The organism is Pseudomonas sp. NFACC04-2 (assembly GCF_900119265.1).
In the GTDB taxonomy this organism is placed as follows: Bacteria; Pseudomonadota; Gammaproteobacteria; order Pseudomonadales; family Pseudomonadaceae; genus Aquipseudomonas; species Aquipseudomonas fluorescens_AA.
The window spans coordinates 51,771-73,472 of record NZ_FPJC01000001.1 but is presented as its reverse complement, the minus strand read 5'-3'; the positions used below and the strand labels follow the sequence as shown (position 1 = coordinate 73,472).

Below are 21,702 nucleotides of genomic sequence, written 5' to 3'. Positions count from 1 at the left end.
CTCCCACAGGGGAATCGGTGTCGAGCACACATTTCGGGCCCGCTGAAGATCCAGTGTGGGAGCGAGCTTGCTCGCGATGAGGGCGGTACATCCCTCGGCGCTTACCGCGCCACTTGAGCCTCGACCAGGGTTGGATAATCCGTATAGCCGCGTTCTTCGCCCTGATAGAACGTAGCCGCGTCAGGCGCGTTCAATGCCAGGCCTTGCTTGAAACGCTCCACCAGATCCGGGTTGGCCAGGAACGGCGTCCCGAACGCGACCAGGTCCGCGTCGCCGCGGCTGATGGCCGTGGCCGCGCGTTCGGCGCTGTAGCCGCCGTTGGCGATGTACGGCCCGCCAAAGCGGCGCTTGAGTTCCTGGAAGTCAAACGGGCCTTCACCCAGTTCCACGATGTGCAGGTAAGCCAGGCCATAACGGCTGAGCATCCTGGCGGCGTAGTCGAAAGTCGCCTGGGGGTTGCTGTCGCTCATCGAGAAATAGCTGAAGATCGGCGACAGGCGAACACCCACACGGCTGGCACCAAAGATTTCAATCACTGACTCGACCACCTCCTTGAGAAAGCGCGTGCGGTTTTCGATCGGGCCGCCGTAGGCATCGGTACGTTGGTTGGTGCCGTCGCGTAGGAACTGATCGATCAGGTAGCCGTTGGCGCCATGGATCTCCACGCCGTCGAACCCGGCCAGTTTCGCGTTGACGGCGGCCTGGCGAAAATCAGCAACCACGCCGGGGATCTCATCGAGGTCCAACGCCCTTGGCAGTTCATAAGGCTTGAGGCCTTCAGGGGTGTAGATCTCGCCGTCGGCCTTGATTGCCGAAGGGGCTACGGGCTGGGCGCCATTGACTTGCACCAACGGGTGGGAGAGCCGGCCCACGTGCCACAGCTGCAGGAACATCTGTCCGTCTTTGGCGTGAACCGCGTCGGTCACGTGTTTCCAGCCGGCGATTTGTTCGGGGGTAAAAATCCCCGGTGTTCTCAGATAACCCTTGCCCTGGGCGGACACCTGGGAGCCTTCGCTGATGATCAGGCCGGCGCTGGCGCGTTGGCTGTAGTACTCGGCCATCAGCGCCGTGGCCGCATCGCCTGCTCCTGCGCGACTGCGGGTCATCGGCGCCATGATCATGCGGTTTTTCAGGGACAGCTTGCCAAGTTGGGCACGGGACAGCAGAAGATCGAGACCGATGTCAGTCATGATGCACCTCTAAGGAATGGGGATGGACAGGTATTGAGTCGAGGGTCGGTCAGGCCAACCGACCCTCTTGCTGCAAAAGGGCGCCGATGCGCTGGATTTCTCGCTCGCCTTTTTCCAGGGCTGCCTCGCTGGTGTGCACGGAGTAATAACCCATCACCAGGTCGTGGGGATGCTTGACCGCCGAGCCGAGCACGAAGGAGGTCGCGCCCCGAGCAACGATGTCGATGGCTGCGCCGGACTCTTCGAAGACCACCATTTCCCCGGCATTGACGCGGCCGCCGGCGTCGAGGCTGCCGTCGTTGACCGCCAGCCAAGTAACGGTGTGCCCAGCCGGTGGCGTATAGCGCCAGCGTTCCTGATCTTTCAATTGCACAGCCAAGTAGTTCATGCCCGCCGGGGCTGCAACGCTGCTGCGAGCCGCGCCATGTTGGCCGAGCAACACCCGCGCCGGGCCTTCCTGGGGGATATCGGCGGGTGCCAGGTAGACGCTGTGGGCTGGAGCGTTTTCTTCAGCGGCCGGTAGCGCGACCCAAAGCTGGAAGCCATGGATCGACGAGCTGCCGACCGGCCGGGCGTCGTGCCATACGCCGTTACCGGCTTGCATCCACTCCATGCCACCGCTGGGCAGTACACCCGATTGGCCGGTGGTGTCTTCGTAGGCCACCTGACCTTCGATCATGTAGGTCAGCGTCGCGATCCCGGAATGCGGATGCATGCCGAAACCTCTGTTCATGCCGTCGGCCTTGAAGGCGAAGAGGTCGAGAAACACAAAGGGCTTGCAGAGTTGGCCGAGGTCGCCCGGACTCATGAGGCGCGTGATCGGCCCGTGGCGGTTGCCCCGGGTGCGGTGGACGATGGTGCGCGGTGGTGCTGCGACGATGCTGTTCATGGGTTACCTCGGATTCTGGAGCGTTGGTGGCCTCGATGGGAGAAGGATAAGTGCCTGGAAATAGATTGATTAGTCGATATAATCGGATTGAACTCATCCAAAAAATGAAGGAATGTCGGCCTGATGCTCGATCTGAACGACGTCGCACTGTTTGTCCAGGTGGTGCGCAGTGGCAGCTTTGCCGAAGCCGCCAGGCGGTTGGGCATGCCTTCCAATACCGTGAGCCGGCGGGTCCAGCAGTTGGAGGCGCAATTGGGGAAGCGACTGTTGCAACGCTCCACTCGCAAACTCACGTTGACTCAGGTGGGGCAGGGGTTCTATGAACGCTGCGTCGGTGCTGTGGACGGGCTGACCGAGGCGGGGCAGGAATTGATGAAGGGCAGTGACGAGCCCAGTGGACGGGTGCGTATCGCGGCGATGGCGGACTTCTTCGACTTTTTCCCGATGCAATGGGTGGCGGACTTCCTCGCCGCGCATCCTCGGGTGCAGCTTGATTTCGTGCTCAGCGATGCCCGTGTCGACCTGATTGCCGACCGCATCGATGTGGCCTTTCGCGGCGGTCCGCTACAGGACTCCGGTTATGTCGGGCGCCAACTCATCAAGAACGACGGTGACGGCATGGTTGCCAGTCCCGCTTACATTGCCAAGCGCGGTGCGCCGACTTCGCTGCAGGACCTGGCTCACCACGACAGCGTGAGCTTCGCCCATCCCAGCGGCTTGAGTCACTGGCGGCTCATTGGCCCAGACGGTGCCGAGCAGGAGGTGCAGGTTCCCAGCCGCTTCAACGCTAACACCGCTCAAGCGCAGCGCAAGGCTGCCGTGGCGGGCCTGGGCATCGCCGTGCTGCCCTCGGCACTGAGCCGCGTGGACCTGGAAGCCGGAAGACTGGTCCGTGTGCTGCCGCAATACCAGCGTATCGGCTTCGGCTTGAATGTGCTTTATCCGAGCCGGCGCCAATTGCCGCTGGCGGTCTCGGCGTTCATTGGGCTGGTGATGGAAAAGCTCGAGCTCAAGGCGTTTCCGGCGCGGTTGAACTGAGCTGACCATTACGATCCGAGTCTGTGCCCACCGCTTGATCCTGGTTCAGCGAAGTGCATCGCAGAATCCGCGAATCGCTTCGCAGGCCTGGCCCAGGGACGCATCGTCCAGGGCGTAGGCAATGCGAATGTAAGGGCCAAGACCGAACGCGCTGCCGTGTACCACTGCCACGTCCGCTTCATCGAGCAGTGCGTGAGCGACATCTTCATCGGTGTGCAGCACCCGTCCTCCGGATGAGGTCCGGCCGATCAAGCCGGCACAGGAGGCGAACGCATAGAAGGCTCCACCCGGGCTTGTGCAGGCAAGACCCGGCGTGGCATTCAGCAGCGCCACCATCAAGTCGCGACGACGCTGAAACACGGCACGGCTTGCGCGAATGAAGCCCTTGGGGCCGTCCAATGCAGCCAAGGCTGCTTGTTGGGAGATTGAGCTGGCGCCCGAAGTCTGCTGACCTTGGAGTTTTTCCATGGCCTCCAGCAGCCAGCGTGGCCCGGTGGCAAACCCGATGCGCCAGCCCGTCATGGCATAGGCCTTGGAAACCCCGTTCATGGTCAGGGTGCGCGAAGCCAGCCGTGGTTCGACTTGGGCAAGGGTATAGAACACCTGATCATCGAAGATCAAATGCTCGTAGATGTCGTCCGCCAGGATCAGCACGTGAGGATGATTCAGCAACACGTCGGCCAGGGCCTGCAGTTCTTCGCGGCTATACACCGCACCGGTCGGGTTGGACGGCGAGTTGAGGATCAACCAGCGGGTCTGCAGGGTGATCGCCGCATCCAGCGCGGTGGGCGTCAACTTGAAGCCGCTGTCGGCATCGCAGGTGACAATCCGGGACTCGCCGCCACAGAGCTGGACCATTTCCGGATAACTGACCCAATAGGGCGCCGGCACAATGACCTGGTCCCCCTCGTCAAGGGTCGCGGCCAGGGCGTTGTAGATGACTTGCTTGCCACCGTTGCAGACCAGGGTGTCCTGCCAACTGACATCCAGGCCGTTTTCCTGGCGGAACTTGGCGGCCACGGCTTCACGCAGGGACCGTACGCCGGCGACCTGGGTGTAGCGGGTGTGACCCTGTTCGATGGCCTCGATCGCCGCCTTGCGAATGTGCTTGGGCGTATCGAAATCAGGCTCGCCGGCGCACAGCGAAATGATTTTCGCCCCCTGTGCGCGACGTTCGGCCACCCGGTCCATGATCCGATAGGTCGCCGAGGGTTGCGCACGCGCCAGGCGCCGATTCAGTCGTTGGATGTCGACGCTCATGCGCGGGTTCTCCACTCGGTCAGGTTCATCAGTTCCAAGGTCGAGCGGCCTTCTGTCAACGCTTGCATCATCTGGGCTTCCTTGTTGGCGCGGGCTTCGCCTTCGGCCAGGGTTCTTGCGACATCCGCCTTGGGAATGATGATCACACCGTCTTCGTCAGCCACCACCAGGTCGCCTTGGGCAACAAGGGCACCGTTGAAGTTGAACGGCTGGCCCACCGACGGCGCGCTGGCCTTGACCGTGCCTTTGACCGAAATGCCTCGGGCAAATACCGGGAACCGGCGTCTTTTCAGCGCCGCGATATCCCGCACGCCACCATCGATGACCAGGCCGACCACGCCCGCTGTTTCAGCCGCCACGGTGAGCACTTCGCCCCAGTAGCCGGCGATGAAGCTACCGGTGCCCACGACCAGCACGCTGCCACGGGGCACGCGTTCCATGGCCAGGTGCAGGGCCAGGTTGTCACCCGGCGAGCATTCCAGTGGGTAAGCGGGTGCGGCGATGAAGGCACCGTCCCAGACCGGGCGGATCGCGCTGTCGACCGCGCAAGGCTGGTGGCAGGCTTCATACAGGGTCGAGCTGCCCAAAACCTTGGCCCGGGCGTGAAAATCCTTGGGGAACAGGAGCGTGGTCATCAGACTTTCCTCTGCAGGCTGTGGTAGCCCAGTGCGGCGCGGGCTTCTTTCAAGGTCTTGCCTTGGGCGATCAGGGCACGGATGTCGGCCTCGACCGATTCGATCTTCCGGGCGCAGGCCGCCACTTCCGCGGCCCGGTCACGGGGGACGATCACCACGCCGTTGGCGTCGGCGACCACGATGTCACGGGCACAGACCCGGGCGGTGCCGATGGACACTGGCTGGTTCACCGACTGCACCTGCACGCGGTCCTTGCCGGTGCGCATGAAGCGGCCTTTGCTGAAGATCGGATAGCCGTCACCCAGGGCCTTGTTCACGTCACGGCAGACACCGTCGATGACGGTGGCGGCGATCTGCCGCGAGCCTGCGTACTGGGTCATGATGTCGCCCCACACGGTGCAGTCGGTGCGGCCGCCGTTGTCGATGACCACCACGTCGCCAGCAGCCACGTCTTCGATGAAGTCGCCCACCGTGCCCGGCGGAACGCTGGCCGAGACGTATTGCACGGTAAATGCCGGCCCAACGATGACTTGGTTGTAGTTGTCCAGGGGCGTTACGCCGAGGCATTGGCCGGGCAGGCCGAGTTTGTCCAGTGCGTCGGAGATGCCTGGGGTGTCCAGGCCTTCAAACAAGGCGACCAGGCTTTTATCTTCAAGGTTCATCAGGCGTGCTCCACGCGGATGGCTTCGAACTGGGTGTCATGCATCACTTCGGCGACCGAGCGACCGCTGCGGACCGCCTCGACCATGCCGTCCTGGCGGCGGGCGATGCGCTCGCCCAGATCGAGCACCTTGTCGATGTGGGTCTGGGGTATGAAGACGGTCCCGCAGTTGTCGGCAATGACAAAGTCGTTTTCGCTGACATCGACGCCAGCGACGGGGATGGTCACTGCCGCGTCGATTTGAATGACGCGGTTACGGGCACTGACCATGGTCACGCCGCGGCCAAACACCGGATAGCCAATGGCTTCGCTGCCGTCGATGTCGCGGCTGAAGCCGTCGATCACCGTACCGCGCACCTGCTTGGCGACCGCGGCGTTGGCCAGAATGTCGCCCCAGCACGAGATGCCTTCGATTCCACCTGCGATCACCAAGACGCGATCATCGCTGTCGATCTGCTCCACCACCGGGGTGATCAGGTGGACCGTGGGGACGTTGTCGGATTTAACGGCCAGCAGCACGGTGCTGGCGCGGCCGACGATCTTCGGGCAATTCCATAATGGCCGCAGCCCAACGGTGGCTCCCGGCAACCCGAGGAAATCCAGGGCGTCGGACACCGTGTTGGTGTCCAGCGCCGCCAAGCGATCCAGCAAACTCATAGCATTCATGGGCAAACCCCTAAGGTGGCGGAGGGGCCCAGTGTCGAGGAGGAGGTTTCATAGGTATATTACTGATCACGTAACCCACAGATACGCTGAACCTATGGATCGCCCATGATCAACTTCCGTTTGATTCGTCATCTCTGGCTGTTCCTGGCGGTTGCCGAGGAGCAGAATTTCGGTCGCGCAGCTAAGCGCCTGGGTATGTCCCAGCCACCGCTGAGCGAGCAGATCCAAGTGCTTGAGCAGGCGCTCAAGGTCAAGTTGTTCGAGCGTTCGCGACGTGGGGCGCAACTGACCCCCGTGGGGGCGGCGATCCTGCCGGCGGTGCGTAAATTCGCCGATCAACTGGAGCGCCTGGAACTGGCCGTGGAAGAAGCTGTGGCGGGGCAGTCGGGAATGCTGACCATCGGCGCGATCTCCACCGCCATGTTCGATGTGTTGCCAGGGTTGATCGAGCAACTGAAGGCCGAGCATCCGCACCTCACCGTGTCTGTCCGGGAGATCGACAGTGTCGAAGCCGTGCCGGCATTGGAAGCCGGAGACATTGACCTGGCCTTCGCCCGCCTGGACGGGGACCTGGGCCATTCGATCAGGTCGCTGCCGTTGAGGGAAGATCGCCTGGTGGTGGCCTTGCCCAGCGATCATCCCCTGGCTTCGCGGACACGGATCAGCCTATCGAGTCTGTCCACCGAGCCTTTGGTGATGTTTTCCCGCAAGGTCAGCCCGGTGTACTTCGATAACCTGATCGCGACCTGCCGGGCCAGCGGCTTTTCGCCTCGGGTACTGCATGAAGTGCGCTCCGTTGCCTCGCAAATTGCCTTCGTCAGCTATGGCCAGGGCATCGCGCTGGTGCCGGCATCGTTGAAAAAAATGGCGCCGCAGAACGTGGTGTTCCGACCACTCAGCCAGAAGCTCAACGTCGTGACCACCGCCGTGACCTGGAATGCCGGACGGCTCAATCCGCTGGTGGAGGAGGTGGTGGCACGTTTGCAGGGGCGGGGACGAACAGAGGGCTGATTGATAGGTTTGGCATATCAAGGCAATCCCGAATCAGGAATTTACACAACCCTGGATTGCCCCGACATTGCGAGCCTGATTGCCGGCAATGCGTCCTGGCACACTCTGTTCACTCAAGGAATGACTCACGTGCCCCCAGTCGAAATGTTTTCTGAACTGAAACTCCCTCTGACCGTGGAGGGTGTTGCGCTGAACGTCGCCACTCTGCGGCGTGAGGGCGAGCGCGCCCCTATCCTGTTCCTGCATGGATTTGGCTCGACCAAGGAAGACTATGCCGACATCGTGCTGCACCCGGCATTCGACGGCCATCCGTTTGTCGCCTATGACGCACCGGGTTGCGGCGAAACCCAGTGCGCCGACCTTTCCCGGATCAGCATTGCGTTCCTGCTGGAAACGGCCCTGCAGGTCCTGGCGCATTTCGACATCGAACGTTTCCATCTGGTGGGCCATTCCATGGGCGGGTTGACCGCACTGATGCTGGCCCATCACTTTCCCGGCCGGGTGCTCAGCTTTGTTGATATCGAAGGCAACGTGGCCCCGGAAGACTGTTTCCTCAGTCGACAGATCGTGGACTATCCGAACGGTGATCCCGAGGCGTTTTTCACCGCCTTCATCGAGCGTGCCCGCCACGCGCCGGCCTACGCCAGTGGTCTTTATTCGGCGAGCCTCAGCCATAAGGTCCGCGCGGGCGCCGTTCCGGGGATTTTCCACTCCATGGTCGAGCTCTCCGACAATGCCGACCTGATGGGCAAGTTTCTGAATTTGCCGTGCCCGAGGATGTTCATGTTCGGCGAGCAGAATGCCTCGTTGTCCTACCTGTCGCACCTCCAGGCCGGAGGTGTCCGGCTGGCGCCGATCGCCGATTGCGGGCATTTCCCGATGTACTCCAACCCCGTGGCGATGTGGCAACAGATCGCCGATTTCCAGGCCGGTGTCGTAGCGGGATAAGCCCGTTGTGCCGCACCCCAATACCGTGGCGAGGGGCTTGCTCCCGCTAACAGCCTAAAAGCTGAACGCCATCAGCCTGACAGACCTTGGTGGTCGGTTTGGGGCCGCTGCGCAGCCCAGCGGGGGCATGCTCCCTCGCCACAGGTTCCGCATGTCTCAGGTGCAAACAAGACTTGCCTTGTTCCCTTGGGCATCACCCCCGGTCAGTAGCCCATTTTTTTCCTTCCCAGCAACGATAAAAACCCTCGTTTCGCAAATCCCCGCCTGCCAACACAATCGCCTCGACACCTCATCTCGATAACCGCAACCGATGAACAACAAGAAAACAGAACCCGAGGCGGCGCCGTGCCCGCCTGAATCGAACCTATTGTCGGAAGTGCACAGACATGCCTGTTGAAACCCTACGCATCGATACGCTTGTTATAGGCGCCGGCCAGGCCGGCGTGGCCATGAGTGAGCACTTGAGCAGGCAAGGCGTGCCTCATCTTGTCGTGGAGCGCAGCCGCATTGCCGAGGCCTGGCGCTCGGCGCGTTGGGATTCGCTGGTGGCCAACGGGCCGGCCTGGCACGACCGCTTTCCAGGGTTGGAATTCGAAGGGCTCGACCCGGATGCCTTCGCGACGAAGGACCAGGTGGCCAATTACTTCGAAGCCTATGCCCGCCAGTTCAACGCACCGATCCGTACGGGCGTGGAGGTCCGGGGCGTCGAGCGCAATATCGGCCGTCCGGGCTTCACCGTGGAAACCTCCGAAGGCCTGATCGAAGCGGTCCACGTGGTCGTCGCCACCGGGCCCTTCCAGCGCCCGGTGATTCCACCGATTGCGCCGGACATGGCGACGGTCACCCAGCTTCACTCGGCTCAGTATCGCAACCCCGGGCAATTGCCCGAGGGGGCTGTGTTGGTGGTGGGCGCCGGGTCGTCGGGGGTGCAGATCGCCGATGAACTGCAGCGCGCCGGCAAGCAGGTCTATCTCTCGGTGGGGGCCCACGACCGTCCACCCCGGGCCTACCGCAACCGCGATTTCTGCTGGTGGCTGGGCGTGCTGGGCGAGTGGGATGCGGAGGCGGTCAAGCCGGGCAAGGAGCACGTCACCATCGCGGTGAGCGGTGCCCGTGGCGGCCATACCGTGGATTTTCGCCGGTTGGCCCACGAGGGCATCACCCTGGTGGGGCTGACGAAATCGTTCAATGGCAGCGTGGTGACCTTTGAACCGAATCTTGCCGAAAATATCGCCCGCGGCGACGAAAACTACCTGGCGCTGCTGGATGCCGCCGACGCCTACATCGCCCGCAACGGCCTGGACTTGCCGCTTGAGCCTGAAGCTCGTCATCGGCTGCCTGATCCGCAATGCCTGACCCAGCCGATCCTGGAGCTGGACCTGGTTGCCGCCGGCGTGACCAGTGTCATCTGGGCCACCGGCTACTCGGTGGACTACAGCTGGCTGAAGGTCGACGCGCTCAACGCCAACGGCAAGCCTCGTCACCAACGTGGGGTTTCCAGCGAGCCGGGCCTGTATTTCGTCGGCCTGCCCTGGCTGTCACGACGCGGCTCGGCGTTCATCTGGGGCGTGTGGCATGACGCCCGGCATATTGCCGACCACATCGTGAAGCAACGCATTTACCTCGCCTATCAAGATGCTGCCCAGCGCCAGGCCCCGGCACTCGACAGCGATTCACACCGTTCGAAAACCAGTCTCACGGGAGTTCGTTGATGCCTACCCACACGCGCATTCGCATGTTCAACACCAAGGACACCTACCCGAACCAGACACTGGATAACGACCTGTGCCAGGCCGTACGGGCCGGCAACACCGTCTACGTGCGTGGTCAGGTCGGTACCGACTTCAATGGCCAACTGGTGGGCCTCGGCGATCCTCGCGCCCAGGCCGAACAGGCCATGCGCAACGTCAAGCAATTGCTGGAAGAGGCCGGCAGTGACTTGAGCCACATCGTCAAGACCACGACATACCTGATCGACCCGCGTTATCGCGAGCCGGTGTACCAGGAGGTCGGCAAGTGGCTCAAGGGCGTGTTTCCGATCTCCACCGGCCTGGTGGTCAGTGCCCTGGGCCAGCCGCAGTGGCTGATGGAAATCGACGTGATTGCGGTGATCCCCGAATAAGGAGTGCAGCATGACTTTTTCCATCGTCGGGCGCTGCGCCGAAACTGGCCAGTTAGGCATCGCCATCAGCTCCTCGAGCATTGCCGTGGGTGCCCGTTGTCCCTGGTTGCGAGCCGGCGTCGGCGCGGTGTCGAGCCAGAATATTACGCTGCCGGCCCTCGGCCCGCTGATCCTGGATGAGCTGGCGGGCGGCCTGACGGCGCAAGAGGCGGTGGACCGCGCCCTGGCGCGCAACGGCTACAGCCAGTACCGCCAGGTGGCCGTGGTCGATGCCCACGGACACACGGCGATTTTCACTGGCAGTCACGCCCTGGGCATTCACAACGCACTGGCCGGTAATCAGTGCGTGGTGGCCGGCAATCTGTTGGCCAACCCGGGGGTGATCGAGGCCATGGTCGCGGCTTTCGAACGCAGCGAAGGCTGTCTCGCGTCACGCCTGCTGAGCGCGCTGCAGGCCGGGCAGGCGGCCGGTGGCGAAGCCGGGGCGGTGCACTCGGCGGCGTTGTCGGTGGTGGATGACCTGACCTGGCCCATCGTCGATCTGCGGGTGGATTGGGCCGAGGAAAATCCCATCGGCGAGCTGGAGAAACTCTGGCTGGCCTATCAACCGCAATTGCAGGATTACCTGACCCGTGCGCTCAACCCGACCCTGGCGCCGAGTTATGGAGTGCCAGGTGATGAGTGAGCTGCGCAGTCGCGCGCTGCTTGCCGAACTGGTGAGCTTTGCCACAGTCAGCCGCGATTCGAACCTGGCCTTGATCGAGTTTGTGCGCGACTACTTGCAAGGGCTGGGCGTGAACAGCGAGCTGATCTACAACGCCGAGCGAACCAAGGCCAACCTGCTGGCGAGCATTGGCCCGGCGATGCCCGGTGGCGTGGTGTTGTCTGGGCACACCGATGTGGTGCCGGTGGACGGGCAGGCCTGGACGGTCGAGCCGTTCTGCCTGACAGAGACGGACGGTAAATGGTTCGGGCGCGGCACGGCGGACATGAAGGGATACCTGGCCTCGGTGCTCGCGGCGGTGCCGGTGTTCTTGTCCAGCCCGCTTCGGCGACCGGTGCACCTGGCGTTTTCCTATGACGAAGAAGTGGGGTGCCTCGGCGTTCACAGCTTGCTGGAGGTGTTGGTTCGGCGAGTTCCGCAACCGGCCCTGTGTCTGATTGGCGAACCCACCCAACTCCGACCGGTGCTGGGGCACAAAGGCAAGCTGGCGATGCGTTGTCATGTGCGAGGGGCAGCCTGCCATTCGGCCTACGCCCCTTATGGGGTCAACGCTATCGAACAGGCGGCGCGCCTGATCGGGCGGTTGGTCGAGATCGGCGCGCAACTGGCCGAACCCTCACGGCATGACCCGCGCTTCGACCCGGGGTTTTCCACGGTGCAGGTCGGGGTGGTCCACGGCGGCACGGCGCTGAACATCGTTCCGGCGGACTGCCGTTTCGATTTCGAAGTGCGCGCCTTGCCGGATTTCGATCCCCTCGTGGTGGCTGAGCAATTGCAAGGTTATGCCGAGCAGACCCTGTTGCCGGCCATGCAGGCGGTGGCGGGGGATACAGCGATCCGCTTCGAACCGTTGTCGGCCTACCCGGGCCTGAACACTTCGCCGGACAGCGCGGCCGCCCGACTGGTTGCGCAGCTGTGCGGCAGCGACGCTTTCAGCACCGTCGCCTTTGGCACCGAAGGCGGCCTGTTCCATCAGGCCGGCGTGCCGACGGTGGTCTGTGGCCCCGGCAGTATGGACCAGGGGCACAAGCCCGACGAATACGTGAGCGTTGAACAAATGGCCGCCTGCGACCGCTTGATGGATCGGCTGGCGAGCCATCTCTGTGAACCCAATGATTGCTGACCGCAAGGTGCCTGAGGAGGACGATTTCAAGGGAAGGAGATTCCTCGCGGTCAGCCAGGCGACACCCATGAACAGGCCGACAAGAGCCTTTGCTGTAGACCTTGCCGCCCGTATTTACGGTCACTTTTGAGTCCCGTCACCGGCTCGTGCGGGCGAGCCGGCATTTTCGAGGAACCGCTTCATGTCCAGATCCTTGCGTTGCAATATCGCGTGTGCATTGGCGTTGTTGAGTTCAAGCGTCATGGCCGCGCCCCAGAGCTTGACCGTGATTTCCTTCGGCGGCGCCACCAAGCAGGCCCAGGACAAGGCCTACTTCCAACCTTTCAATGCCAGCGGTGCGGGAAACATCGTGGCCGGCGAATACAACGGTGAGTTGTCGAAGATCAAGGCCATGGTCGCAGCGGGCCACACCAGCTGGGACGTGGTCGAAGTGGAGAGCCCCGAGCTGTTGCGTGGTTGCGAGGAGGGGCTGTTCGAGAAGCTTGACCTGGGGGGCCTGGGCGACCCGGCGAACTATGTGCCGGGAGCGCTCAATGAATGTGGGGTCGCCACCTATGTCTGGTCGATGGTCCTGGCTTATGACCAGAGCAAGCTGGCCAAGGCACCCAAGTCCTGGGCGGATTTCTGGAACGTTACCGAGTACCCGGGCAAGCGCGGTCTGCGCAAGGGCGCCAAGTACACCTTGGAAATTGCGTTGCTGGCCGATGGGGTCAAGGCGCAGGACGTGTACAAGGTGTTGAACACCCCGGAAGGTGTGTCCCGGGCCTTCGCCAAACTCGACCAGATCAAGTCGAACATCCAATGGTGGGAAGCCGGCGCGCAACCGGCGCAATGGCTGGTGGCGGGGGATGTGGCGATGAGTGCCGCCTACAACGGCCGCATCGCGTCGGCGCAAAAGGAAGGCATGAAGCTGAGCATCGTCTGGCCGCAGAGCCTCTACGACCCGGAGTACTGGGCGGTGGTCAAGGGCACACCGAACAAGGCCCTGGCCGAGCAGTTCATTGCCTTTGCCAGCCAGCCGCAGACCCAGAAGGTGTTTTCGGAAAACATCCCTTATGGGCCGGTGCACCGCAAGACACTGGCGCTGTTGCCGACGGCGGTACAGGAACAGTTGCCCACTGCCGAGGCCAACCTGGCTGAAGCCCGAGCCGTGGACGCGGAGTTCTGGGTCGACCATGGCGAGGAACTGGAACAACGCTTCAACGCCTGGGCGGCTCGCTAGACATAACACCTGTGGCGAGGGGATTTATCCCCGCTGGGCTGCGCAGCAGCCCCAATGCAGCCAACTCCATATCACCTGATATCTTGGATGTCAGGTTTTGGGGGCGCTACGCACCCCAGCGGGGATAAATCCCCTCGCCACAAAAGCAGGGTTGCGCTTTGTATCCCTTGGTTCAAGGCAGCCATTGCCTGAACTGTTCCTTGCAGTAGTCCACAAACAACTGCGCCGGCTTGGTAAGGTGCGCACGCTTGAGCCAACCGGCCACCAACGCCGACCCCGTCACGTCCTCGGCGATGTCGACGCACACCAGGTGTTGCCCATCGTAGGTGCAGGTGGACTGCGGCCGGGTCACCAGTACGGCAAAACCAAAGGACTGGCCGACCATGCCCCGCACCATCTCGATGGACGGCGAGCTGAACACGATGTTGGGCGTCAGGCCCAGCTCTTCGAAGATGCTCACGAAATAAGTGCGACTGGGCTGCACGTCCAGCAGGATCATCGGCTCCAGCGCCAGGTCACGCAGCGACACTTGGGCCTGATCGGCAAAGCGATGCCCCTGCGGCAACAAGGCGTAGGGGCGTTGCGGCGCGGTCAGCGCTTCGGTCTCGATGGTGCTGTCCAGGTCATGCTCGTAGAAAATCGCCAGGTCGAACCGTCCACCGGTCAAGCCTTGCACCAGTTCCTGTTGCTCGCCGTCCTGCACGCGGATTTCCACGCCCGGGAAGCGTTGGCGGAAACCGGCGATCAGGCGCGGCAGGTAGAGCGGGGCGACGGTTTCGAAACAGCCGATGTCGATCTGCCCGCTGACCACGTCGTTATCGGCCAGCGCGTTCTGCTCGAACTCCCGGGCCATGCGCAACAGCTCCTGGGCCTTGCGATAGAAGCGTGCGCCACCTGGGGTCAGCGACACGCCCTGGGCATGATGACGAATGAGTAACTGCACACCGAAACTGTCCTCCAGTCCCTTGATGGCCGTGGCGATCGATGGCTGGGCGATGTACAGCTTGCGAGACGCTTCCGCGACGCTGCCACATTCGACGGTGGTGACGAAGTACTTCAGCTGACGCAGGGAATAGGACGCCACGGGGCACCTCGATCCGGATAATTCTGCTTACCTTACCTTGTGCACACGGGGCAGGGCATGGGCATTGATACGGATTTTGCTGGGCAGTGACGATATTCAAACTGGCTTGGGCTGGACACGCGCAAAAAACGCCCGCCCAAAAAAATCATTGGCGGGCGTCCGGGAAAAACCGGCGCAGAAAGGAGGGACTGGCCGGGACAGGGGGCGAGGGTCAGGCCACCGGAATCAACGGGTCGGCGGCAGCCAGGGCGGTGGCGCGATCAGCCGCGGGCGGGTAGATCCAGACGGTGTTGATCTGGGTCTTGAGTTCCTTGGCTTCCTGCCCGACCAGTTTGAGCTGGCGATCCCAACCTTCGGTATACACCGCACCCCAGGCGCCCAGATCCAGGCAGGTCACATACTTGGGTTGGCTGTAGGCCATCGGCGCGACGCCCAGCAAGTCGGCCACGACGTTGTTGCCGGCATAGCGGCCCAGGGCGATGGCGTGCTGGCACGACATCGCCGCATAGTTGCCCAGCATGTCGGTGGCGGCGTAGGCCACGTCACCGCTGGCGAATATGTCGTTCTGGCCCAGGACTTTCAGGTTCGCATCGACGTGCAGTCGACCTTGGCGATCGCGGGTGCCGGGTACCAGTTCGGTCAACGGACTGGCGCGGAAACCCACGGTCCAGATCACGGTATGGGACTCGATGCGTTGGCCGCTCGACAGGGTGACGCCACCGGCATCCACCGACTCGACCGAGGCGTTGAGGATCCACTCGATACCCAGGTGCTCGGACGCTTCGACAATGGATGGACGTATGCCGTCGCCCAACGCTGCACCAATCTGCGGCCCGCGATCCACGACGATGACCCGGATGTCCGCGTCCTCGCCGAGGACGGCGCGCAGGCGTGCGGGCATTTCGGTGGCGGTTTCGATCCCGGTAAAGCCGCCACCGGCCAGCACCACGGTGTTGCGGGCCGGGCTGTCCGGCAGATTTTTCAGCGACTTGATATGGGCTTCGAGACGGGTGGCCTGTTCGATTTCATCAACGTCGAAGGCATGCTCGATCATGCCCTCCAGGTCGGGGCGAACCAACTGGCTGCCTGCCGCGAGCACCAGACGGTCATAGCCCAGGGTGCCCTGGGTACCGAACACATCCACGTAGCCAACCCGTTTGTTCTCGACATCGATGCTGATCGCCGAGCCCTGGACGAATTTCACACCCACAGCGTCGAACAGGCTGCCCAGCGGTGCCGCCATGGTGTGGACGTCCGGCTCGTAGAAACGGGGACGAATGCGCAGCTCGGCCTGGGGGGCCAGGACGCTGATCTCCACGTCATGACGGTCGTGTTGGTCCAGCAGCCGGGCCGCGCTCAATGCGCTCCAGACCCCGCCGAAACCTGCGCCAACAACCAGAATACGTTGTTTCATGATGAGCTCCCGAAGACAAAATCGATACGTTGAATGGTTTAACTGTTTCAGCGTGACCGTGTCGCGAAGTACTCCAAAATCGCCTGGCTGCAATGAGTTGCCATCGAGCACATTCAGTTTCGGTTCGCTGTAGGGAAGCTTATTTGCAGGACCTGTGTTTAACACTTCTACATAAGGTCATCGCGCCTATGCCTGGGTAGGGGGGTTCTATACGAAGGTATAGGGGCGCGACGCAGTCAAGCAGGCCGGGACAGTACCGCTTCGATGCAGGCGATCAATTCGGCGCAGTCGAAGGGTTTCGGGAAAAACGCCACCGGCTCTGGCGTACCGGCGCTGATACGGGGAGGCACGCCAGGGTATCCGGTGATGAAGATGATCGGGGGATGAATGCCCAGGGCCGATAATCGATCGTACATCTGAATGCCCGTCATACCAGGCATTTGAATATCCGATATCAGGCATGCAGTGTTTTCAAGTTCGCAGGAAGATAAAAAATCCAAGGCGCTGGCATATGTTTTAACCCGATATCCGTGAGAACGTAACAAACCATCCAATGCAATTCGAACTGACTCATCGTCATCAATGATTGAAATGATTGCAGTGTTGGACATGTCGATACCTGGAGTTTGATATCAGGTAGCCATAAAGGCGCCCGTGTCACTGCAAGATACGCCGTCCAATGGCCCCGCCTAGTATACGTGTGTATGAACTTTCCACCGTGTCGCGGGGCAACAACAGGGAGGGAACCTCACCGGAATGCTTAAATCGCTGCCCGCAATTCACGTGGCGACAGGCCATAGTGTGAGCGAAAGCGCACCGCAAAACGTGAGGCCGAGGCGTAACCGCAGGCACCGGCGATTTCACCGATGGGACGAGACGTTGTTTGCAACCATTGCAACGCTGTCGCCAGTCGAACGCCTTCCAGGATGCTCCGGAAACTGTCCCCCTCATTCGCCAGTTGGCGGCGCAACGTCGACTCACCCAGGTTAAGTTGCTGTGCAACGCTCGCAACCGTCCAGTCTCTCTCCGGGCTGCCCATCACCATTTGCTGCACACGCTCGCAAATTGGATCGTCGCGACCCATCAGCAGAGGTCCGATCTGGCCCGCAAGGCACAGGCTCAGAAGAACCGCTTCCCCATATAGCGTGCGTAATGCGTCCGGCGCGTTCGCATTGATAGCGGCCAATAGCTGATCCCATGCCTGAGTTGTGTGTCTGTCCAGAGGGACGCAGAGATCGGTCTTCAGTGAACCGCGACGGCTTATGATCTGTTGGCTATATCGGCTGCTGAAGTTACGCAGTGTCGAGAGGGGAAAGGTGACCGCATCGGCGATGTAGTGACCGTGAGGGCCGGGGAAGTTCGAGATACCAAGCTCGCGTCCGGCCGGCATCAGAATCAGATGGTGCGGCCTCGCGCGCATCTCCCGGTCATCCCATTGCAACAGTTTTTCTCCCTGTCGCACTCGACACAGGGTGGTCGCGAACACCGGTACCCTTGATAAGGTAAGGGGTTGTCGCGCCCGTATGACACACGCATCGATAATGTTTTCCCGGTGCTGTATGCCGTCACAAGGGCGCATCGTTTTTAACGTCCGTAAGTTGAAGTGATGGTCGCTTTGGCCAGGACGTTGGCATTGAGCATGTACCCCACCAAGGCGCCACTGGCCTCACCGTCGAGGGGTAGCTTATCGACTTTCAATGCCCATACGGTGAATTGATAGCGATGGGGTTTATCCCCTACAGGTGGACAAGCTCCGCCAAATCCTGGTTGGCCATAATCGGTTCGCCCTTGTACTGCACCGGCAGGCAGGTTCGCTCCCACTCCTCTTGGCAAGGTATTGGTAGAAGTGGGCAGGTTAACCACCGTCCAATGCCACCAACCGCTACCCGTCGGCGCATCGGGATCGTAGACCGTGATCGCGTAGCTTTTAGTCCCTGCGGGGGCGTTTGTCCAGGAAAGCTCAGGAGACGTGTTGCCGCCTTCACAACCGAAGCCTTGGAACACTTCGCGACTGGTCAGCGGACGGTTGTCAGCTATATCCCTGCTGGTCAGTGAGAAGTCGGCAGCGTATCCACTGAGTGCTACGGCCATGGTAAGTGCAGGCAGGATTGACCTGATTTTCATCGTGATTCCATCCGGGACTTAAAGTGAAGCCCGAGTCTAGGTTGAACAAAGAGTGGTTACTGTGCCGAAACGCTCGGCCAAAGTGCCGAAATGCTCGATTGACTATCGGCCTGTGTTAGCCAGGCGCCATTCCAGCACCTGGGCCATGCGCACCAGATCGGCAAACGAGTGCGCGCACATCTTGCGCATGGCCTGGCCACGGTGGATCTTGACCGTGATTTCACTCAAGCCCAGTTCCCCGGCGATCTGCTTGTTCATCAGGCCTGACACCGCCAGTGCCATGACCTGCTGCTCCCGAGGCGTCAAGGTGGCGTAGCGGGCAAGCACTTGCTGATGGCCGCGTTCGGCGTCGCGCCGCTGGCGGTCCTGGTGATGGGCGGCGGTCACGGCGTCGATAAGGTCTTGTTCGCGGAACGGTTTGGCGAGGAAATCCACCGCCCCGGCCTTCATCGCCCGCACGGTCATGGCGATGTCACCGTGACCGGTCATGAACACAATCGGCAGTTGAGCGTTGGCCGCGACCAGCTCCCGTTGGCAATCCAGGCCACTGGTGCCTTGCAGCCGCACATCCAGGACCAGGCAACTGGGCTGATCGGGCCTGGGATGGTTCATGAACTGCGCGACCGAACCGAACAGATAAACCTGCAAGCCTATGGAGCGCAGCAGGCTGCCGAGGGATTGGCACAGCGGTGCGTCGTCATCAACGATATAGACGATGGGGGCGTTGTCGATGATCGGGCTTGAGGACTGTCTGGAGCTCATTGCGCGCTCCCCGACAGAGCGGTGCCCGTGAGTCGCGGCAGCGCGAACCTGAACGAGGTGCCTTGGCCGGCCTCGCTGGTGGCCCAGATCCTGCCATCATGGAAGTCGATGATGGACCGGCAGATGGAAAGGCCCATGCCCAGGCCGTTTTCCTTGGTGGTAAAAAACGCATTGAACAAGGACGGCAGGACCTCGGGGGCAATGCCGGTTCCGTGGTCAGTCACCTCCAGCAGCACTTCGTCACTCTCCGTCCAGGTGCGTATGCGCAGGGTTCGTGCGTGTACCTTGACCCCGTCCATGGCGTGACAGGCATTGATGATCAGGTTGATGATCACTTGCTGCAGTTGCACCCGGTCTGCGCTGACCTGATCGTCGGTCGCTGCCAGGTCCACCTTGGCCCGGACTTTATGATGAGCCAGTTGCTGCTGGACCAGATTCAGGGTCTCGCGGACGATGTCGTCCAGTCGCTCGGGCTGACGCAACGGGTCGCACTTGCGCGACAGCGCCCTGATACCGTTGATGACCTCGCTGGCGCGACAGCCGTTGGCGACGATTCGGTCGAGGCAATCCAAGGCTTCCCCTAGATCGGGTTCCGGGCGCTTGAGCCACCGGCGACAGGCCTCGCCGCTGCTGGTGATGGCCGTCAGTGGCTGATTGACCTCGTGGGCAATGGACGCGGCCATTTCCCCCAGTGAGGTCAAGCGAGTGACGTGGGCCAGTTGGCTTTGGGTGCGAAACAACGCTTCTTCGGCCTGCTTGCTGGCAGTCACGTCCATGAGCGCGCCGAGATACTGGAAACGGCCATGCTGGACGAGCAGGGGGCTGGCGATCATGTGGATGTGCTTGATGCGCCCATCAGGCATCAGCAGCCGCAGCTTGACCTCGATCTGCGGTTCACCAGCGGCGGCCTGCTGAAAAACCCCCCGTGCCAACTCGAGGTCTTCAGGATGGGTTCGTTCCAGCATCATCGACACCGTTGGCGTCTTGCTGGGCGGGTACTCGAAAATCCGTGCCGATTCCTCCGACCAGGACAACGCTTGTCGATCACCACGAAAGCCCATGCTGCCGGTCTGGCTCAGGCGCTGGGCGCCGGTCAGGTAAGCCTCGTTGTGCCGCAGACTGTCGGAAGCCTGCTTGCTGCGCAGGGCCAGGAAAGCAATGGCGGACAGCGCGGTCAGGCAGCGGAAGAAGCCGGTGGTCGATTCCCAGCGGTGATAGCCGCCGTTGAACAGGAACATCGCGGTGAGCAAGCCCATGCACATCAGCGCGACGGTGATCACCAGATTGATGGAGAACAGGTTGGCCGCCATCAACAACAAGGTGATGTACAGCAGGGTCGGCGCCAGGTCGGAATGGGTTTCGGAGTTGATGATGACAATCCCGCAGGCCACCACCAGGCCCACCGCCCAGCCGAGGGCGTTGACCAGTGGGTGGGTGCTGATTCCCATCGACGGCCTAGGCCCGCTCTGGCTTGGGCTGTATCGAAGGCTGTCATAGACGTTCTTGAGCATCGCGGAGGGTAGGGGCACGCTGGCAGACCTTTTGTTTTTACGTGGTCTCGCTCTGGATGTCGGGGCGACAGAGCATCGGTTTCTATCTTAGAAGCGCCGCTTTGCCTGAGGTAGGACATAAAACCCTGAAATCCCGCCAAGCTGTGCCAACACCTCTTTGTGGGCCTGGATATATACCGAAGTATCGATGACGTTGCCCAAAGGGTGAGTCGAGTGTCCCCACGTACAACAGACCTGGCGTGCCTCAAGGATTACGCTTTCAACACCTCGTCGCCGCAGGCCTTGATGGAGGGCGCAGGCGACGATCTTGTCCACTCCTGACTCAATGGCCTGGCGCCTGGGGCGACGACTATGATGAACAGAAATGACCTGCGTCGTGCTGACATCAATCTGCTGGTGGTCTTCGAAACCATGATGCACGAGCGAAACGTGACCCGTGTCAGCGAAAAGCTGTTTCTCGGCCAGCCAACGATCAGCAGTGCCCTGGCGCGCTTGCGGTTGATGTTCGATGATCCCTTGTTCATCCGTTCGGGACGGTTGATGGAACCGACTTCCCGGGCGCGGGAAATCTTCTCCAACCTGTCACCGGCCCTGGATGGTATCGCCGCCGCCTTGGGCCGCTGCCAGGCGTTCGAACCGGCCACCAGCGAGGCGACCTTCCACATCGGCCTTTGCGATGACGTCGAGTACGCTCTGCTGCCGGAGCTGTTGCGTCGGCTGCGGGTCGAGGCACCGGGCACCACATTGGTCGTGCGCCGGACCGATCAATGGCAGGTCTCCCAACTGTTGGTCAGTGGCGAGATTTCCCTGGGCATCAGCCCGACGCTGGAACTGCCGGCCAATGCCCGGCGCAAGACACTGCGACCGATTCGACCGATGCTGTTGCGCGCCGATTCGCAGCCCGGCGAGCTGACCCTGGACGAATTCTGCCGTCGACCCCATGCCGTCGTATCGTCCATGGGCAATGTCATCGATGATTCGGACCGCGCGTTATGCCTGATGGGCCGACAGCGCCGAGTGGTGTTGACCGTGCCGCAGTTCAGCGCCTTGCCCGTGCTGTTGGCCCAGAGCGACATGATTGCCATCGTGCCGGATTACGTTGCCCAGGCGATGGCGGTGGCGACCGGCATGCGGGTGCAAGCGGCCCCGATCTGCTTGCCCCAACATGAGCTTTCCATGGTCTGGCGCGGCGCTACGCACAATGATCCGGGGGAGCGTTGGTTGCGTTCCCGTTGCAGCGCGCTCCTGGCTGAGCAGGCCGGCCCGCAGGAGCAATCCAGGCGAGTGGCCTGACGGACAGTGGCGCAAGGGTTTCGCC

Annotated in this window: 21 protein-coding genes and 2 pseudogenes; 10 read left to right on the top strand and 13 right to left on the bottom strand. The window is 61.9% G+C overall.

Annotated features, from left to right (window positions below):
- Window positions 1–101 precede the first annotated feature (101 nt).
- Window positions 102–1,190, bottom strand: coding sequence for an alkene reductase (locus tag BT125_RS00345; RefSeq protein ID WP_072404279.1), 1,089 nt, complete (start codon window positions 1,188–1,190; stop codon window positions 102–104).
- A gap of 49 nt (window positions 1,191–1,239) precedes the next feature.
- A complete protein-coding gene (locus BT125_RS00340) occupies window positions 1,240–2,079 on the bottom strand; it encodes a pirin family protein (RefSeq protein WP_072404277.1) in 840 nt (279 codons plus the stop codon).
- Window positions 2,080–2,202: 123 nt separating this feature from the next.
- On the opposite strand from BT125_RS00340, the gene BT125_RS00335 reads away from it, so the two are divergent.
- A complete protein-coding gene (locus BT125_RS00335) occupies window positions 2,203–3,117 on the top strand; it encodes a LysR family transcriptional regulator (protein WP_072404275.1) in 915 nt (304 codons plus the stop codon).
- 45 nt (window positions 3,118–3,162) lie between these two features.
- On the opposite strand, the gene BT125_RS00330 is transcribed toward BT125_RS00335, so the two are convergent.
- The 4 genes from BT125_RS00330 to BT125_RS00315 are packed head-to-tail and all read right to left on the bottom strand — an operon-like array spanning window position 3,163 to window position 6,339.
- Window positions 3,163–4,377 (bottom strand): pyridoxal phosphate-dependent aminotransferase, encoded by a 1,215-nt coding sequence (locus tag BT125_RS00330; protein ID WP_072404273.1) that lies wholly within the window; start codon window positions 4,375–4,377, stop codon window positions 3,163–3,165.
- Window positions 4,374–5,012, bottom strand: a complete 639-nt coding sequence (locus BT125_RS00325; RefSeq protein ID WP_072404271.1) for an RraA family protein — start codon at window positions 5,010–5,012, stop codon at window positions 4,374–4,376. Before BT125_RS00325 ends, BT125_RS00330 begins: the two co-directional genes overlap by 4 nt.
- Window positions 5,012–5,674, bottom strand: coding sequence for an RraA family protein (locus tag BT125_RS00320; protein WP_072404269.1), 663 nt, complete (start codon window positions 5,672–5,674; stop codon window positions 5,012–5,014). The genes BT125_RS00325 and BT125_RS00320 overlap by 1 nt, the downstream gene beginning before the upstream one ends.
- A complete protein-coding gene (locus tag BT125_RS00315; protein ID WP_072404267.1) occupies window positions 5,674–6,339 on the bottom strand; it encodes an RraA family protein in 666 nt (221 codons plus the stop codon). The genes BT125_RS00320 and BT125_RS00315 overlap by 1 nt, the downstream gene beginning before the upstream one ends.
- Window positions 6,340–6,444: 105 nt before the next feature.
- Here BT125_RS00315 and BT125_RS00310 point away from each other — a divergent pair, with 105 nt between their 5' ends.
- From BT125_RS00310 to BT125_RS00280, 7 genes are all read left to right on the top strand, one after another.
- Window positions 6,445–7,350, top strand: a complete 906-nt coding sequence (locus tag BT125_RS00310) for a LysR family transcriptional regulator (RefSeq protein WP_072404265.1) — start codon at window positions 6,445–6,447, stop codon at window positions 7,348–7,350.
- Window positions 7,351–7,494: 144 nt separating this feature from the next.
- Window positions 7,495–8,298 (top strand): alpha/beta fold hydrolase, encoded by an 804-nt coding sequence (locus BT125_RS00305; RefSeq protein ID WP_072404263.1) that lies wholly within the window; start codon window positions 7,495–7,497, stop codon window positions 8,296–8,298.
- A gap of 386 nt (window positions 8,299–8,684) precedes the next feature.
- Window positions 8,685–10,010, top strand: a complete 1,326-nt coding sequence (locus BT125_RS00300; protein ID WP_072404261.1) for a flavin-containing monooxygenase — start codon at window positions 8,685–8,687, stop codon at window positions 10,008–10,010.
- A complete protein-coding gene (locus tag BT125_RS00295; RefSeq protein ID WP_003201555.1) occupies window positions 10,010–10,420 on the top strand; it encodes a RidA family protein in 411 nt (136 codons plus the stop codon). Before BT125_RS00300 ends, BT125_RS00295 begins: the two co-directional genes overlap by 1 nt.
- 10 nt (window positions 10,421–10,430) lie before the next feature.
- The gene (locus tag BT125_RS00290; protein WP_072404259.1) at window positions 10,431–11,105 is read left to right on the top strand and encodes a DUF1028 domain-containing protein; all 675 of its coding nucleotides are present in this window, start codon (window positions 10,431–10,433) and stop codon (window positions 11,103–11,105) included.
- Window positions 11,098–12,267 carry an acetylornithine deacetylase gene (argE, locus tag BT125_RS00285; protein WP_072404257.1) on the top strand — a complete coding sequence of 390 codons (1,170 nt, stop codon included), beginning with the start codon at window positions 11,098–11,100 and terminating at the stop codon, window positions 12,265–12,267. The genes BT125_RS00290 and argE overlap by 8 nt, the downstream gene beginning before the upstream one ends.
- Window positions 12,268–12,508: 241 nt before the next feature.
- The gene (locus BT125_RS00280) at window positions 12,509–13,489 is read left to right on the top strand and encodes an ABC transporter substrate-binding protein (protein WP_371857777.1); all 981 of its coding nucleotides are present in this window, start codon (window positions 12,509–12,511) and stop codon (window positions 13,487–13,489) included.
- A gap of 172 nt (window positions 13,490–13,661) precedes the next feature.
- Here the strand turns inward: BT125_RS00280 and BT125_RS00275 are convergent, their stop codons facing one another.
- Window positions 13,662–14,573 (bottom strand): LysR substrate-binding domain-containing protein, encoded by a 912-nt coding sequence (locus BT125_RS00275; RefSeq protein ID WP_072404253.1) that lies wholly within the window; start codon window positions 14,571–14,573, stop codon window positions 13,662–13,664.
- Between the two features lie 232 nt (window positions 14,574–14,805).
- Here BT125_RS00275 and BT125_RS29875 point away from each other — a divergent pair.
- A pseudogene (locus tag BT125_RS29875) lies at window positions 14,806–14,931 on the top strand (hypothetical protein); the annotation flags it as partial.
- A 132-nt stretch (window positions 14,932–15,063) separates the two neighbouring features.
- Here BT125_RS29875 and BT125_RS00270 read toward each other — a convergent pair.
- From BT125_RS00270 to BT125_RS00245, 6 genes and pseudogenes are all read right to left on the bottom strand, one after another.
- Window positions 15,064–15,987 (bottom strand): annotated as a pseudogene (locus tag BT125_RS00270) (NAD(P)/FAD-dependent oxidoreductase); the annotation flags it as partial.
- Window positions 15,988–16,223: 236 nt separating this feature from the next.
- The gene (locus BT125_RS00265; protein WP_072404250.1) at window positions 16,224–16,598 is read right to left on the bottom strand and encodes a response regulator transcription factor; all 375 of its coding nucleotides are present in this window, start codon (window positions 16,596–16,598) and stop codon (window positions 16,224–16,226) included.
- Between the two features lie 149 nt (window positions 16,599–16,747).
- Window positions 16,748–17,566, bottom strand: a complete 819-nt coding sequence (locus BT125_RS00260) for a helix-turn-helix transcriptional regulator (RefSeq protein WP_072404248.1) — start codon at window positions 17,564–17,566, stop codon at window positions 16,748–16,750.
- 5 nt (window positions 17,567–17,571) lie between these two features.
- A complete protein-coding gene (locus BT125_RS00255) occupies window positions 17,572–18,111 on the bottom strand; it encodes a kinase inhibitor (protein ID WP_072404246.1) in 540 nt (179 codons plus the stop codon).
- A gap of 102 nt (window positions 18,112–18,213) precedes the next feature.
- Window positions 18,214–18,873 (bottom strand): response regulator transcription factor, encoded by a 660-nt coding sequence (locus BT125_RS00250; protein WP_072404244.1) that lies wholly within the window; start codon window positions 18,871–18,873, stop codon window positions 18,214–18,216.
- Window positions 18,870–20,321 (bottom strand): sensor histidine kinase, encoded by a 1,452-nt coding sequence (locus tag BT125_RS00245; RefSeq protein WP_072404242.1) that lies wholly within the window; start codon window positions 20,319–20,321, stop codon window positions 18,870–18,872. Before BT125_RS00245 ends, BT125_RS00250 begins: the two co-directional genes overlap by 4 nt.
- A gap of 414 nt (window positions 20,322–20,735) precedes the next feature.
- Between BT125_RS00245 and BT125_RS00240 the strand changes: the two genes are divergently transcribed.
- Window positions 20,736–21,677 carry a LysR family transcriptional regulator gene (locus BT125_RS00240; protein ID WP_072404240.1) on the top strand — a complete coding sequence of 314 codons (942 nt, stop codon included), beginning with the start codon at window positions 20,736–20,738 and terminating at the stop codon, window positions 21,675–21,677.
- The last annotated feature ends 25 nt before the right edge of the window (window positions 21,678–21,702 follow it).

Excerpts from the sequence above, each read along its gene's own strand:
- BT125_RS00345 (WP_072404279.1), bottom strand. The coding sequence starts at position 1,190 with ATGACTGACATCGGTCTCGATCTTCTGCTGTCCCGTGCCCAACTTGGC.
- BT125_RS00340 (WP_072404277.1), bottom strand. The coding sequence starts at position 2,079 with ATGAACAGCATCGTCGCAGCACCACCGCGCACCATCGTCCACCGCACC.
- BT125_RS00335 (WP_072404275.1), top strand. The coding sequence starts at position 2,203 with ATGCTCGATCTGAACGACGTCGCACTGTTTGTCCAGGTGGTGCGCAGT.
- BT125_RS00330 (WP_072404273.1), bottom strand. The coding sequence starts at position 4,377 with ATGAGCGTCGACATCCAACGACTGAATCGGCGCCTGGCGCGTGCGCAA.
- BT125_RS00325 (WP_072404271.1), bottom strand. The coding sequence starts at position 5,012 with ATGACCACGCTCCTGTTCCCCAAGGATTTTCACGCCCGGGCCAAGGTT.
- BT125_RS00320 (WP_072404269.1), bottom strand. The coding sequence starts at position 5,674 with ATGAACCTTGAAGATAAAAGCCTGGTCGCCTTGTTTGAAGGCCTGGAC.
- BT125_RS00315 (WP_072404267.1), bottom strand. The coding sequence starts at position 6,339 with ATGAATGCTATGAGTTTGCTGGATCGCTTGGCGGCGCTGGACACCAAC.
- BT125_RS00310 (WP_072404265.1), top strand. The coding sequence starts at position 6,445 with ATGATCAACTTCCGTTTGATTCGTCATCTCTGGCTGTTCCTGGCGGTT.
- BT125_RS00305 (WP_072404263.1), top strand. The coding sequence starts at position 7,495 with ATGTTTTCTGAACTGAAACTCCCTCTGACCGTGGAGGGTGTTGCGCTG.
- BT125_RS00300 (WP_072404261.1), top strand. The coding sequence starts at position 8,685 with ATGCCTGTTGAAACCCTACGCATCGATACGCTTGTTATAGGCGCCGGC.
- BT125_RS00295 (WP_003201555.1), top strand. The coding sequence starts at position 10,010 with ATGCCTACCCACACGCGCATTCGCATGTTCAACACCAAGGACACCTAC.
- BT125_RS00290 (WP_072404259.1), top strand. The coding sequence starts at position 10,431 with ATGACTTTTTCCATCGTCGGGCGCTGCGCCGAAACTGGCCAGTTAGGC.
- argE (WP_072404257.1), top strand. The coding sequence starts at position 11,098 with ATGAGTGAGCTGCGCAGTCGCGCGCTGCTTGCCGAACTGGTGAGCTTT.
- BT125_RS00280 (WP_371857777.1), top strand. The coding sequence starts at position 12,509 with ATGGCCGCGCCCCAGAGCTTGACCGTGATTTCCTTCGGCGGCGCCACC.
- BT125_RS00265 (WP_072404250.1), bottom strand. The coding sequence starts at position 16,598 with ATGTCCAACACTGCAATCATTTCAATCATTGATGACGATGAGTCAGTT.
- BT125_RS00260 (WP_072404248.1), bottom strand. The coding sequence starts at position 17,566 with ATGCGCCCTTGTGACGGCATACAGCACCGGGAAAACATTATCGATGCG.
- BT125_RS00255 (WP_072404246.1), bottom strand. The coding sequence starts at position 18,111 with ATGAAAATCAGGTCAATCCTGCCTGCACTTACCATGGCCGTAGCACTC.
- BT125_RS00250 (WP_072404244.1), bottom strand. The coding sequence starts at position 18,873 with ATGAGCTCCAGACAGTCCTCAAGCCCGATCATCGACAACGCCCCCATC.
- BT125_RS00245 (WP_072404242.1), bottom strand. The coding sequence starts at position 20,321 with ATGGGAATCAGCACCCACCCACTGGTCAACGCCCTCGGCTGGGCGGTG.
- BT125_RS00240 (WP_072404240.1), top strand. The coding sequence starts at position 20,736 with ATGATGAACAGAAATGACCTGCGTCGTGCTGACATCAATCTGCTGGTG.